14 protein-coding genes are annotated in these 12,651 nt (G+C 64.3%); 8 read left to right on the forward strand and 6 right to left on the reverse strand.

Annotated features, from left to right (window positions below; genetic code table 11):
* Nucleotides 1-153: 153 nt before the first annotated feature.
* Together ACX80I_RS03310 and ACX80I_RS03315 are read left to right on the forward strand one after the other, a co-directional pair.
* Nucleotides 154-1,035: a DUF427 domain-containing protein gene (locus ACX80I_RS03310; protein WP_459343730.1), complete on the forward strand. Its 882-nt coding sequence runs from the start codon at nt 154-156 to the stop codon at nt 1,033-1,035.
* A gap of 346 nt (nt 1,036-1,381) precedes the next feature.
* On the forward strand, nt 1,382-1,567 hold the full coding sequence (locus tag ACX80I_RS03315) for a hypothetical protein (protein WP_459343731.1): 186 nt from the start codon (nt 1,382-1,384) through the stop codon (nt 1,565-1,567).
* Here the strand turns inward: ACX80I_RS03315 and ACX80I_RS03320 are convergent.
* Entirely contained in the window at nt 1,564-2,076 is a 513-nt protein-coding gene (locus ACX80I_RS03320) for a DUF4188 domain-containing protein (protein ID WP_459343732.1), read from the reverse strand. The two genes, ACX80I_RS03315 and ACX80I_RS03320, sit on opposite strands and share 4 nt — an antisense overlap.
* A 74-nt stretch (nt 2,077-2,150) precedes the next feature.
* Between ACX80I_RS03320 and ACX80I_RS03325 the strand changes: the two genes are divergently transcribed.
* Both ACX80I_RS03325 and ACX80I_RS03330 read left to right on the forward strand, forming a co-directional pair.
* Complete coding sequence (locus ACX80I_RS03325) at nt 2,151-2,726, forward strand: TetR/AcrR family transcriptional regulator (protein WP_459343733.1); 576 nt, start codon at nt 2,151-2,153, stop codon at nt 2,724-2,726.
* A 202-nt stretch (nt 2,727-2,928) separates the two neighbouring features.
* On the forward strand, nt 2,929-3,303 hold the full coding sequence (locus ACX80I_RS03330) for a cupin domain-containing protein (RefSeq protein WP_301226433.1): 375 nt from the start codon (nt 2,929-2,931) through the stop codon (nt 3,301-3,303).
* Between the two features lie 53 nt (nt 3,304-3,356).
* Here ACX80I_RS03330 and ACX80I_RS03335 read toward each other — a convergent pair whose 3' ends face one another.
* Nucleotides 3,357-3,878, reverse strand: a complete 522-nt coding sequence (locus ACX80I_RS03335) for a DUF1697 domain-containing protein (protein WP_459343734.1) — start codon at nt 3,876-3,878, stop codon at nt 3,357-3,359.
* A 93-nt stretch (nt 3,879-3,971) separates the two neighbouring features.
* Nucleotides 3,972-4,550: a dihydrofolate reductase family protein gene (locus ACX80I_RS03340; RefSeq protein WP_459343735.1), complete on the reverse strand. Its 579-nt coding sequence runs from the start codon at nt 4,548-4,550 to the stop codon at nt 3,972-3,974.
* A 308-nt stretch (nt 4,551-4,858) separates the two neighbouring features.
* On the opposite strand from ACX80I_RS03340, the gene ACX80I_RS03345 reads away from it, so the two are divergent.
* Nucleotides 4,859-5,929, forward strand: a complete 1,071-nt coding sequence (locus ACX80I_RS03345) for an extracellular solute-binding protein (RefSeq protein WP_459343736.1) — start codon at nt 4,859-4,861, stop codon at nt 5,927-5,929.
* A 141-nt stretch (nt 5,930-6,070) separates the two neighbouring features.
* Here ACX80I_RS03345 and ACX80I_RS03350 read toward each other — a convergent pair whose 3' ends face one another.
* Both ACX80I_RS03350 and ACX80I_RS03355 read right to left on the reverse strand, forming a co-directional pair.
* The gene (locus ACX80I_RS03350; protein ID WP_459343737.1) at nt 6,071-6,331 is read right to left on the reverse strand and encodes a hypothetical protein; all 261 of its coding nucleotides are present in this window, start codon (nt 6,329-6,331) and stop codon (nt 6,071-6,073) included.
* A gap of 320 nt (nt 6,332-6,651) precedes the next feature.
* Nucleotides 6,652-7,032 carry a hypothetical protein gene (locus tag ACX80I_RS03355; protein WP_459343738.1) on the reverse strand — a complete coding sequence of 127 codons (381 nt, stop codon included), beginning with the start codon at nt 7,030-7,032 and terminating at the stop codon, nt 6,652-6,654.
* Nucleotides 7,033-7,539: 507 nt separating this feature from the next.
* Here ACX80I_RS03355 and ACX80I_RS03360 point away from each other — a divergent pair.
* From ACX80I_RS03360 to ACX80I_RS03370, 3 genes are all read left to right on the forward strand, one after another.
* Complete coding sequence (locus ACX80I_RS03360) at nt 7,540-8,019, forward strand: hypothetical protein (protein ID WP_459343739.1); 480 nt, start codon at nt 7,540-7,542, stop codon at nt 8,017-8,019.
* Between the two features lie 228 nt (nt 8,020-8,247).
* Nucleotides 8,248-10,647 (forward strand): beta strand repeat-containing protein, encoded by a 2,400-nt coding sequence (locus ACX80I_RS03365; RefSeq protein WP_459343740.1) that lies wholly within the window; start codon nt 8,248-8,250, stop codon nt 10,645-10,647.
* Between the two features lie 203 nt (nt 10,648-10,850).
* Complete coding sequence (locus ACX80I_RS03370) at nt 10,851-11,390, forward strand: M23 family metallopeptidase (protein WP_459343741.1); 540 nt, start codon at nt 10,851-10,853, stop codon at nt 11,388-11,390.
* A gap of 38 nt (nt 11,391-11,428) precedes the next feature.
* Here the strand turns inward: ACX80I_RS03370 and ACX80I_RS03375 are convergent, their stop codons facing one another.
* Entirely contained in the window at nt 11,429-12,649 is a 1,221-nt protein-coding gene (locus ACX80I_RS03375) for a beta-ketoacyl-[acyl-carrier-protein] synthase family protein (RefSeq protein ID WP_459343742.1), read from the reverse strand.
* Nucleotides 12,650-12,651: the final 2 nt, after the last annotated feature.

A 12,651-nucleotide genomic window follows, 5' to 3' on the forward strand; every position in this document is an offset into this window, starting at 1 on the left:
GAGCCGTTTTGGCTGGGGACAGCTTCGTGGCAGCCGAGACTGGGCCGTAGCCCGCCACGATCTACCCGACAGTCGATCCTCCATAGGCCACCAGACGACTGCACGGCCATCCGCCACTATCCGGACGCGGCAGCGCAGGTCTACCGTGAGTGCATGTCAGGCCCTTCACAAGACCCGCTCGACGACGACGCCGCTACGCCCGGCGTGCGCATGCGGGATGTAATGGGCCAGTTGGTCCAAAAGCTGAGATACGAGCCGACCGTGAAGCGCATCCGCGCCACGCTCGGCGGGCAGACCGTCGTCGACACCACGCGAGCGATGCTCGTATGGGAGCCGCGCCGGGTCGTGCCCGGGTACGCCGTGCCGACCCAGGACATCCGCGCCGAGATCTCGCGTCGGACCTCAGAGGCACTCGAGGACGGTGCGGTCGGATTCATGCTTCCCGACCTGTCGGAGGTCCCCGTGTTCGACCCGCGCATCCCGTTCGATGTGCGCACGACGCCGGGAGAGCCGGTCGAGGTGCGCGTTGCGGGAACGGACGCTGCGGCAGCTGGATTCCGTGCACGCGACCCCGGTCTCGCCAACTACGTGATCCTCGCGTTCGCCGACTTCGACAGCTGGTTCGAGGAAGACGACGAGATCATCAGCCATCCACATGACCCCTACGGTCGCATCGACATTCGAGGCACCTCCCGGCATGTGCAGCTGATGCTCGACGGCCACGTCCTCGCCGACACCACCCGAGCGCGGATGCTGTTCGAGACGACCCTGCCTGCCCGGTATTACCTTCCGATCGAGGACGTCGTCGCGCCGCTCGAGCGCAGCTCGACAAGGTCCATGTGCTCGTACAAGGGTTATGCGACCTGGTACTCCGCGATCGTCGGCGACAGGAAAGTGGATGACATCGCGTGGCAGTACGAGCACCCGCTGAGTGACGCAGCCGCCGTGCAGGACTACGTCGCGTTCTTCGACGAGCGACTTGATCTCGTCATCGACGGCGAACAACAGAAGCGCGCGGTCACTCCGTGGTCGTAGCTGCCGTGGTCGTGTCTCTGCCGGCTGTCGGCGTGCACACCTCACGCTGGCGGTGACCGTGGAACCGGGACAATCACCGAATCAGCCCTTGTTCATGTGTCCTGAGAGTCTCAGCCATAGGTGAAGGCTCCCACTCATGAAGTGTCGACAGTCGCCCATGCCCCACCTTGCCGATCTCCGCTGGCGCGATCACATTGTGGCCCAGCTGAGACGCAACCTCGCCCGTTCTGTTATCGGCGGGTCGGACACTGGGAGCATGGCACTCAGGGGGAATGGCGCAGGACGGAAAGTGCGATGGTTCAGGGACAACAAGGGGGCCCTACCGTCGATTGCGGCGCTACTTGCCGTGGCTGTGTTGTGGGTTGTCGGAGCAGTGCGCGGTATCGGCTTTCTGGTCGACGCGAGCTCGCCGATGGTGATGCTGATCGGGCTCTACGTCATGCTCGCGGGTGTCGCCGTGTCGATCATCGTCGCCACCCTGGCGCTCAATGATCTCCTGACCCGCTACTCCCGGCCCCGTACACGTCGCTAGTTCGGGGACGTCATTCGGCTGCTCGTCGCCCCGAGCCGACCCATTCGCTGCCTGGCAGTATTGGTCCCCGCTCCTACCTGCAGGTGGGCAGTAGCCTTTGCCAAGCCGAAAAGCGGCATCCCATTGTAGATGGTCTCGATCCCGGTGGCCGGGACCTGGTAGGTCTCATGCCAGACACCCACGTCCCCGCTTCCAGCGGTCTCCTTCATGAACCGGCGCCAGGGCTCAAGATGCGGAGACTCCCGGTCAGCGGCGAACGTGCGGAGATGTTCCGGGCTCTTCCAGTAGCTGAGGACCATGGTGGTCCGGCCGAACCACTGCTCACATCCGAGCATTCCCGACGCAGGATCCTCGGCCAGGTGCTGAAGCATGCGAGGCATTGCGCTTGCCACCTTGCCCACCGCCCGCACCTTCCACCACCGGTTTGCACGCATGCCGATCAGGAACACCGTCACTGACTCCAGCCCGGGATCGGCGGTATAGCGACCCGGAAAGACAACCTGCACCATGGGATCTCCTAGCTAGTGATGGACATACCTTCGATAACGTTGTTACAAAACAAGGTTATGGAACAATGGGACGCATGGCAAGACCTGTGATCCACAACGATTCCCTGCGGCAGGAGCTGCTGGCGGTCACGGCTGAGCTCGTGGATCGCGAGGGGCCCGCGCGGGTGACCATGCGGGACGTTGCCTCGGCCGCCCACACCTCCACCACCGCCGTCTACTCGCTGTTCGGCGGGAAGTCGCAGTTGCTGACCGCCGTGGTGGACGACGGGTTCCGGTCCTTCCGGGAATCACAGGTAGCCGCCGCCCCGGCGGGGCTACAGGGGTTGGGTGTCGCCTACCGGGCCTGGGCACTGGAGCACCGCGCACTGTATCGACTGATGTTCGGCGGCGCCATGGCTGCCTTCGTGGACTGCCAGCCCAGTCCGGAGGCGGCCGGCAGTGCCATAGAACCCCTCGAAGAAGCTGTCGCGGCGGCGCAGGCGTCCGGGGCCCTGCTTCCGGCGCCCGTTGAGATGGTTGCTGTGGCGATCTGGGGCCAGGTGCACGGACTGGTGAGCCTCGAGCTGGCACAGATGGGCCAGCCGGGCACCGACTGGGCTGGGGCCTTCCACTCCGCGCTGGACGCCATAGCCCGGGGCTGGGCTACCTGACGATTGCTGCAAGGGAACGGCCGAGAGCAGGGCGCTCCACCCACGTTGACATACGCCAGGGCTGGGAGCACGCTGTTAGCCTCACTCGCAAGTGTTCGGGCCTGACCAAGTGCCTCCACCGGCGCCCGCCGAGCCTCATTCCCGGAGCGCGTGGTTTCTTCTCCGGTGCAACGGTTACAAGCAACCCACCGAGGAGGACAAGATGCCCGCCATAACTGTCAATGCGCTTGAAACTAAATCGTTCAACGAACCCGATGAGAAGCGTCGTCCACCCAAGACCGAAGTCGATGTCGTCAACCTCGGCAACGCCACACTGGGCAGGTTCACTTTCGAGCCCGGCTGGCGATGGTCCGAGACCGTCAAGACAGTGGTCCACACCGAGAGCTGCCAGAACAACCATCTAGGAGTCTGCGCCGCTGGAACTCTCGCAGTGGAGATGGAAGACGGAACCCGCACCACGATCCACGCCGGTGACGCCTATTCGATCCCCGCGGGCCATGATGCCTGGGTCGAGAATGATGAGACGTTCGTGGCCTACGAGATCATGAGCGCGGCCGAGTATGCCAAACCTGCCTAGTTCTCGCCGATGAGGGCGTGAGGCGGAATCACTTCGATCCGGTACCCGTCGTGTCAGGCCGTGAGCAGAATGAGCTTCGTGACGGTATTCGCGTTGCGGGCGGTGCCGACAACACCGAGCCGTTTCTCGAACCACGTGGACTGGAGCTTCGAACCCGCCACGCCAGAGGCATAGCGGATGAATACTTCGGAACCGTCCACAGCGAAGACGTTCGGTGCTCCTGCGGCAGGATCGAGGCTGGTCGCTGGGTGCGGTGTCCGGTCGAGGAACACCGTCATGACCCAGCGACCTTCCTGCGATCCGATGAACGGGTTGCGCCGCTCGGCATCGACCAGTTGTTCGTGTGAGCGGATGACGACGGGGAGATCATGGCCGAACCTCTCACGCACGGTGTGTCGGATGAGGGCGGCGCAGGCCGCCGTCGAACGTTCGCCCGGGTCGAAGACGATGTTGCCCGCTACCTGCAAGGTCGCTACACCGTCGAGTCCCTTGTCCTCGAGGGCTGCACGTAGCGCCGCCATCCTCATGGCAGTGGGCCCTCCCACACCTCGGATCAGAGCGGCCGATCGTGGCATGGTGAAAGCCTAACCGGGGCATCCCAGACGTCGAAAGCAGCGCCACCGGGTCCCTGGGTGGCCCGAATCCCGCGCTGATCCGACGTCGGGCGCTCAGCGCCTCGTCTCGTACCTCGTCAGGACGACACCGCCGGGGAACGTCCGCGTCTCCACCAGGCTCAGGTTCACCCAGCCGTCCAGGGCCGTGAAGAACGGCGTGCCTCCCCCCACCAGGACCGGATGGGTGACGATGGCGTACTCGTCGATCAGCCCGGCCCGCATGGCCGCCGCGGCGAGTGTGGCACCGCCGATGTCCATGAAGCCGATGTCCGTGGGGCCGCCGTCGCCGGCCTTGAGCCGGGTGATCTCGCGGACGTCGTCGCCGGTGACCAGGCGGGTGTTCCAGTCGACCGTCCTGATCGTCGAGGAGAACACCACCTTCGGCATGTCCCGCCAGCGGTGGGCGAACTCGATCTGGGCCGGCGTGGCCCCCGGCTGCTGGTCGGCGGTAGGCCAGTGGGAGCTCATCGTCTCCCACAGTTTCCGCCCGTACAGCGCCAGGCCCGTCGCCCCCACCCGGTCGGACCACCATTGGAACAGCTCGTCGCTCGGTACGCCCCAGCCGAGGTCGTCGCCGGACGCGGCGATGTAGCCGTCCACGCTCAGGTTCATGGCGAAGGTCAGTGTGCGCACGGCGTCAGTCTCCCGTGAGCCGGTATTCCCTGTACAGACCAGCAGGGTGCGGAGAGGTCACCGCTGAGGCGACACCGAAGGCTGGTCGACCACCACGCCCAGCAGATACTCCGTACGGAGAGGATCCTCTCGGGAGGTGTCGCCCAGGTGCTTGACAAGTTAACCTGCCGTTCGAGGCCCTGGTCATCGCTGTTCACTGAAGAACGAGACCGTGAGGTGGTGCACTGATGGCCCACAGCACGCTCACTTACAGCACTTGTGCACGGGATCGGTGCACGCAGTGTTGCTACTAGGGAATTGAATCCACCGTGTCCCAGAGAACAACTCTCATCGCCCTGACCATTACCGCAGCGTCCTTACTGACAGCCTGTGGCGGACCCGCCTCCGAGCGCGGGTCTGCACCGACAGCGGGTGCAGGCAAGCCCTTGGTCATCTACACGAACTCGAGCTCCGATGGACGGGGCGAATGGTTGCAGAAGGAGGCGGAAGAGGCCGGGTTCGACATCGAGATCGTCGGTGCCGGTGGCAGGCACACCACGCACACGCTGATCGCCGAGAAGGGCAGCCCGACCGCCGACGTCGTATATGGGTTGAACAACGTCTACTACGAGCAGCTCAAAAAGGAAGACGTCCTTGAGCCCTACACGCCGAAGTGGTCCGCCGAGGTCGATGAATCCCTCGCCGACCCAGCAGACGAGAAGGCGTACTGGCCGCTGGTAGAACAAGCCATCGTACTCACCTACAACGCGGACGCGGTGTCCGAAGCCGGCGCTCCGAAGGACTGGACCGACCTGTGGACCAAGGATGAATACAAAGACCGGTACGAGCGCGGAAGCGGGACGGAGGCAGCTACGACACAGCTCGTCATAGCGGGAATCCTCACCCGATACAGGGACGAGTCCGGTGATCTCGGTGTCAGCGACGAGGGCTGGCGGCAGATCGACCAGTACTTCGAGAACGGTGTCTCCGCTGTCAGGGACCTGGACCTCTTCGCCCGCTTCACCGCCGGCGAAGTCGACTTCGGCCAGATGTCTTCCTCCTCCATCCCGGGAGGTGAAGAAACCTACGGTGTGACCTCCGGCGCGGTGAGTCCCGAAGTCGGCGTCCCCTACGCTGTGGAGCAGGTCGCACTCGTCAAAGGCTCGGACAACCAGGACGAGGCACTGCAGTTCATCGACTGGCTTGGCAGCGGTGAAGTCCAGGGCGAATGGGCAGCTGAATTCGGCTCACTGCCGGTCAATGAAAAGGCACTCGAGAGCGCCAAGCCCGCGGTCATCGAGTTCGACGAGCAGTTCACCCGCCAGAACATCGACTGGGCCTTCGTGCAGGAGAACCTCGGATCCTGGACACAGAAAATCGAAATGGAATACATGCCCTGACGACGGCGACACGACTGCCTCAGCGCCACGGAGGGCTTCAATGATGTTCTGCAGGAATGGGGGGTGGGACGCCATTGCAGGTGTCCTACCCCCCCTACCGCGTTCTCCCGCTACTTCGCCGGGCGCCGCGGAGCTGGTGCGCTAGCCGATGAACCTGAGGACGGTGAAAATCAGCGCAATGACGCCGAAAATGGTGCAGATGTAGCCGAGCACTTTTCCTGCAGTCGCGCGTTCTCCCAGCCGTTCGGCTTTGTTGGCCTGCATGATGGCCAGCGGTCCGAGGATGATGCCGAGAATGAACAGGCCGACGATGCCGAGCACCAGGCTGGTTGTCTTGGCCTTGCTGGCTTCGGGTGAGATGCCCCTGATGTCCTGCGTGTTCTGATATGGCTGCTGAGTCAAAATAGTCCCCTTAGGTCGCAAGCGTGAAGTGGAGCAAAGAAAGAGGACGGAATACGAGCTGCTGCACGCATCCGGAATAAGTCCCCTGCCGGAACTGTACCGACGCATTGCTCCGACGCCGCACAAGCACACGACGATCTAAGTAAGCAATGTGGGGATATGAGTACGAGGCATGCAGATTCAGGTAAGCAACGCGGTCCTGGCGACCGCATCTTCCACCACTCCCCGTACATGTTTGAAACCAACGCGTTCAAAGTGCGATCAATGAAGCATCCCCAATGGGATCCTCGTACGGGAGGAATATCAGCCGGCACTCCGTTTCAAACCCAAAGCGACTCGACGACTCCGGCGATGCCGATCAGAACCAGACTGCCGAACACGGAAAGCGAAAATATGCTGGCAACCTTTGAGGTTCTTTTCAGCCTGCGAAGATCATCATCCTTTCGGAAGGCAAACCTCACGGAGAAAGCAGCCATCATAGCCAGCACCGGCACTGAAAGGATAAGTGCGAGAAAGTATCCCAGTCCGTCCCATCCACCAGCGTTCTCCGACAGGAACCACAGGGAAACGCCGACAGCGAACGGCAACACAGCCAGGATGAGCGCACGATACCTGATCCACTCCCACACGACCGTCCCCCTTGAGGAGTGGTGGGCAGCCGGAACCAGCCTCCCAAGATGCCCCATAACTCCTACTGCCATGCCAACCAACGGACTCACATCCTGCGAACACGGCCTACTACTAAGCGCCCATTATGCCCAGTATTGCTACCAAGACAACGACAACCGCCGATGCCGCCGCAGCTAGGGTGAGCAGATCTCTCAGCTCCATCCGTACCCAACGCCCGGACGGCGGTAGCGCACGGCCACCACTCCTTCGGCCCTTCTTCGGGCTTCCTTCGCTGTTTCCCCCGAATTCCCTTAGGGAGAGCTGCCAAGGTGGGTCCAATCAGTCTTGCGGCATAGGGGTAGCAGGACCGATTGACGACAGGCGGGACGCATCTTCGGCTCGCTCGGACATACGTCCGACGATGCTGAGGCTGCATCCTCGAAGCCCAGTACCAGTACCTGATTCATCCGCACCATCTTCATCGCCTGTTGGCTCTCAGCAGGTTTTCATCCCGGCAGTCCCGCTCAGGGGGCGAGCTCCTTCTGTCTCATCGATACAGGTCTCGCATGCGCTTCCGGTCTCATTCAAGGAGCTTCATCATGACCACTTCACGGACTCGCACTCACCGCAAGAAGAAAATCGCCGCTGTCACCGCGGCTCTCATCGTGGGAGGTAGCGGTGCGTTCGCGTTCTGGTCCTCGATGGGCGCCGGCACAGGATCTGTCAGCACCGGCACGAGCACCCCCTTCACGGTCACCGCAGGCACCGCAGCCGGGGGCGCGCTGACCCCCGGGGGTCCGACCCAGACCGTGCCGTTCACCGTCACGAACCCCGGCACCGGATCGCAGAACCTCGCAGCGGTCACGGTCACGGTCGCCGGTCCTGCCGGCACCGCCTGGACGGACGTCCCGGGGTGCTCGGCATCGGATTACACGGTGGGCACGCCGACCATCACTGCCGGCCAGATCGCCTCCGGCGCAAGTGTGTCGGGAACAGTGACCGTCACCATGAACAACCTCACCACCAATCAGGACGCCTGCAAGAACGCGACCGTCCCGCTGTACTTCAGCGCCCGCTGATCACCTCGGGTGGGGCGCATACCGGCGTCCCACCTGATGCCGCAGGCCAGTAAGTTCGAGCACCACCGACGGTGCACCTCCACCTGCACCAGTCAACGGGTGTCGGTGACTCCCGGTCAGCAACCTCCTACAGCGTGAAAACGACGAGCCCCCATGAATGCCAGGACTGATTTATCCGCCGCTCCGGACAGGAGGCGGTCACGTCGGGAGTCCTCACGCCCACTGTCCGTGCCACCGGTCGCCGTCGTACTGGCATTCATCATCAGCGCCGCAGCTGTCCTCTCCTTTCTGGTCGCCGCGTCCCCGGCAGCCCAGGCGGCCTACACCAGTGCCGGAAGCGGAACAGGAAGCGTCTCGACCGGGTTCCTGGCCTCACCGACCAGCGTCACCGTCCCGTCGACCACCACCGGGGCTGTCCCGGTATCCTGGACCGCGCCGGTCGGCGTCCTGACACCGGTCGCGTACTACGTGGTCCGCTCTACCAATGGCGTTCGATCACCTGCCTGCGGCACGACGCCGGGCAGCAGCATCACAGCCACCAGCTGTACAGATTCTCCCCCGACCGCGGGGCCTCATACCTACACGGTGACGGCAGTCCACAAATCCTGGACGTCCACGAGCAATCCCAGCGGAAGCGTCACGCTCACGGCCGGAAAACTCGTCTTCACGGTTCAGCCCAGTGATGTCGCAGCGAACGGAACGATCACTCCTTCTGTGCAGGTGGCACTGCAATCCACGCAGGGGGTGCCCGTCCGCACGCCGAACCAGCCCATCACCCTGGCGATCGGCGCGAACCCCGGCGGAAGCAACCTCACCGGCACCCTCACGGCCACGACCGGCACGGATGGCACCGCGACTTTCAGCGACCTACACCTCGACAAGCTAGGCACAGGGTACACACTCACCGCCACCAGCAGCGGCATCCCCGCAGCTACCAGTACGGGCTTCGCCGTGACCGCGTCCGTGTTCGTGTTCACCACCGCCGCAACGAACGGCATCGCGTCAGCAACAGCAGGGCAGGGCCCCATCACGGTTCAGCGCGTCAACTCCGCCGGCACACCCATCACCGCTTCCTCAGGTGGACTGAGTCTCACCCTCGCATCCACCACCGCCGGAAGCGCGTCCTTCGCGGCCAGCCCCAACGGGCAACCCATCACGACCATCACCATCCCCAACGGAGCCTCGAGCGCGACGTTCTACTACGGCGATACCAGGGCGGGTTCCCCCGTGGTCCGGGTCAGCGCCACCGGTGTGACCGCGGGGTCCCAGACACAGACCGTCACCGCCGCTCCAGCCTCGAAACTGGCCTACACCACACAGCCCCTCTCCGGGACGACCTCCACCACGGCGGATCTGGGGCCTCTCACCGTCCAGCTCCAGGACCCTTTCAACAACCCGGTGGTCGCGCCGGCTGCGGGAGTCCCTGTCCGTCTCGCCTCCACCACCACCGGAACCGCAGTGTTCTCCCCCACGCAGGGAGCGACCGCTACCGCAGCCACTGCCACCATCCCGTCAGGGTCCTCCTCGCTCACCTTCTACTACGGTGATACACGAACCGGTACCGCCACCATCAGCGCAACAGCCGGCAGCCTCCCGGCCGCGTCCCAGGCGATCACCCTGACCAGCCCGGTTGCCACGCAACTGGCAATCACCAGTCCGGCTGTCACAGGTACCGCGACGGCAACCACTACCCTGGGTCCCATCACCGTCCAGTTACGCGACGCTGCCGGGCTGCCCGTCACCGCACTCGGTCAGGGTACGACGCTGACCGTCGCCTCCACCTCTCCAGGCACCACCAGGGTTTCCAGCACCCAGGGCGCGACGACCACGGGCACCATCACCATTCCTGCCGGCGCCACCAGCACCACGTTCTACTACAGCGACACACTGGCCGGTACACCAACGGTCACCGTCGCCGCGCCGGGTCTGACGAATGCAAGCCAGCAAGTCACCGTTCGCGCAGCCGCCCCGGCACGTCTGACCTACCTCAGCGCACCCACCAGAGGACAAGCGTCGAGCACCACGAACGTAGGACCGATGACGGTGCAGCTCGAGGACAGCTTCGGCAACCCTTCCCCCGCCCCTGCCGGTGGAACCCTGCTCAACCTCACCTCGACCTCCGCCGGCACGAGAATCTTCTCCACCACGCGCGGAACAACCACCAGCACCCCGACCATCACCATCCCTGAAGCAGCAACGAGCACCACCCTGTACTACGCCGATACGGCCGCAGGAACACCCACCCTCACAGTCACCGGCGCGAACCTCACGTCCGCCGCACAACAGCAGACCATCACCGCGGCCGCACCGGCCCAGGTCCAGTTCCTGCAGAACCCCACCAACGTGCGCAAGGGTGTCCCCTTCTCTCCCACCATCACCGCAACCATCGTGGACCAGTACGGCAACAGGACGACGAGTACCGCTGCCGCGACCCTCGAGCTCAGGACCAGCACAGGCGCAACGGGAGCCCGAGGCAACCTCGGCGGAAGCACCACCGTGAACGCCGTCAACGGCATCGCCACCTTCACTGGACTCACCGTCGGCGGCCCGGCATCCGGCCCCTACACGCTCCTGGCCACCAGCAGTCTCCTCACAAGCGGACTCAGTTCCGTCTTCATCGTGGGCTGACCAGCTACTGCTACATGTCCATCAGCCCGGAGATCAGTTCCTGAGGCGCGGTCTGGCTTGCCTGAGGTCAGCGCAGGAGAATGAAGCGCATGGTGTCACCTCCGCCGAACGGCGGTACGGTCCTGTTGAAGTACCCGCTCACGGGTAGGTTCCGGGCACGGAACAGCCCCGCGCGAAGAGTGCCGAGTCACGGCACGGACCTGATGGGAACGGCCTTCGCCATCGACTTCATCCCCGTTGATTCCTACGGGCGGTCAGCGCCCTGGAACTGGCGGGCGGTTGTGGCGACGGAACGGCCGGAGAAGTTTTTCGGGTTCGGCGCGGCCGTCGTGGCACCCGGCAGGGGCACCGTCGTCATCGCCCATGACGGCGAAGACGACCATGAGGCCCGAAGATCACAACTCACGCTCATCTCGTACATGGCGGGACAGGCGCAGCGCATCCAGCGGGGTGCGAGCGCGATAGCCGGCAATCACGTCGTGATCGCCCTGGGCGACGGCGGGCCCTTCGTGCTGGTCGCCCACCTGCGGAAGGATTCGGTCCGCATCGGTGTCGGCGACCTGGTCGAAGCCGGTCAGGTGCTTGGCGAGGTCGGAAACTCAGGGAACAGCACACAACCGCATGTGCATGTGCAGGTCACCGACAGCACGCAATGGTCCCGTGCGCAGGCCCTGCCCATCGCCTTCGAGACCCCGAATGGCGTCGAGCTACCCTGCGAGTCACAGATCATCCTCGTGCCGTGAGGAGAGGCATCTGCACGCCGGGGATTCCGTTCCGGTTCTCATGCCGCAGCGATGACGAGGGCGGTGCTGTGACCGCCGAAGCCGAATGCGTTGGTGATGGCAGTTTCCGAGCCGGCGCACTCGATCGTGGTCTTGATGACGTTGAGGTTGATTCCCGGGTCTTGGTTTTCGAGATTGAGTGTGCCTGGCAGCAGTCCGGTCCGGAGGGCCTGGATGGTCACGATGGCACCGAGCGTCCCGGCTCCCCCCAGCAGGTGTCCTGTCATGGACTTGGTGGAGGTGACAGGAACGTCCTCTCCGACGACAGCAGCGATGGCGCCCGCCTCCAGAAGGTCACCGACAGGGGTCGATGTAGCGTGCGCATGGACGAAGCCGACATCGGATCCGGAAAGCCCTGCCGATGCAAGAGCTTTCTGCATGACGCGGTGCTGTATCGCCTGGTCGGCTGCCACGATGTCGCCGGCGTCGGACGTGACCGCGGCCCCGGCGATCCGCCCCAGAATCTCAGCTCCACGCCCCCGGGCGAAGTCTTCCCGCTCGAGGACGATGATGCCGGCGCCCTCGGCCATCACGAACCCGTTCCGGTCCCGGTCGAAAGGCCGAGAAGCCCCGGTAGGATCATCGTTGCTCGTGGAGAGCGCTCGGAGCTGAGCGAAGCCGCTGATCGCCAGCTCGTTCACACAGGCGTCGACTCCCCCAGCGACGACGACGTCCACTGCACCCGAGGAGATCATCTCGACGCCCTGGGCGATCGCTTCGGCTCCGGAGGCGCAGGCACTCACTGGAGTGCGGGCCCCTCCCTGGGCGCCGATATCGATGGACACCCACGCAGAAGGACCATTGACCATCATGTGCGTCAACATATGAGGGGAAACCCGGCGTGGTCCGCCGGTATCGAGGTTCCGGACCTGTGACACCACCGTGCCCAGACCTCCGTAGCCGGATCCGATCACCACGGCGAGGCGGTCGGGATCAACGCCGGGCCGCCCGGCCTGGGCCCATGCCTCACGCGATGCCACGACTGCCAGATGCCCGCAGCGGTCCATCCGCCGGTATTCCCTGGTGGACAGCATTGCAGCGGGATCCGTAGCGACGAGCCCGGCGAGGCGCACCGGCAGCTCTTGCGCCCATGGTTGATCCAGGACCGTGATGCCCGACCGGCCCTCCACGAGCTCGTTCCAGGTCTGGTCGACCGTACCCCCTACAGGAGTCATGGCACCCATACCGGTCACCACCACCCCAACTGCCTTCGCAACCACAG

This window comes from Arthrobacter rhamnosi, from assembly GCF_054510855.1.

Excerpts from the sequence above, each read along its gene's own strand:
- ACX80I_RS03370 (WP_459343741.1), top strand. The coding sequence starts at position 10,851 with ATGGGAACGGCCTTCGCCATCGACTTCATCCCCGTTGATTCCTACGGG.
- ACX80I_RS03330 (WP_301226433.1), top strand. The coding sequence starts at position 2,929 with ATGCCCGCCATAACTGTCAATGCGCTTGAAACTAAATCGTTCAACGAA.
- ACX80I_RS03310 (WP_459343730.1), top strand. The coding sequence starts at position 154 with ATGTCAGGCCCTTCACAAGACCCGCTCGACGACGACGCCGCTACGCCC.
- ACX80I_RS03355 (WP_459343738.1), bottom strand. The coding sequence starts at position 7,032 with ATGGCAGTAGGAGTTATGGGGCATCTTGGGAGGCTGGTTCCGGCTGCC.
- ACX80I_RS03335 (WP_459343734.1), bottom strand. The coding sequence starts at position 3,878 with ATGCCACGATCGGCCGCTCTGATCCGAGGTGTGGGAGGGCCCACTGCC.
- ACX80I_RS03320 (WP_459343732.1), bottom strand. The coding sequence starts at position 2,076 with ATGGTGCAGGTTGTCTTTCCGGGTCGCTATACCGCCGATCCCGGGCTG.
- ACX80I_RS03360 (WP_459343739.1), top strand. The coding sequence starts at position 7,540 with ATGACCACTTCACGGACTCGCACTCACCGCAAGAAGAAAATCGCCGCT.
- ACX80I_RS03325 (WP_459343733.1), top strand. The coding sequence starts at position 2,151 with ATGGCAAGACCTGTGATCCACAACGATTCCCTGCGGCAGGAGCTGCTG.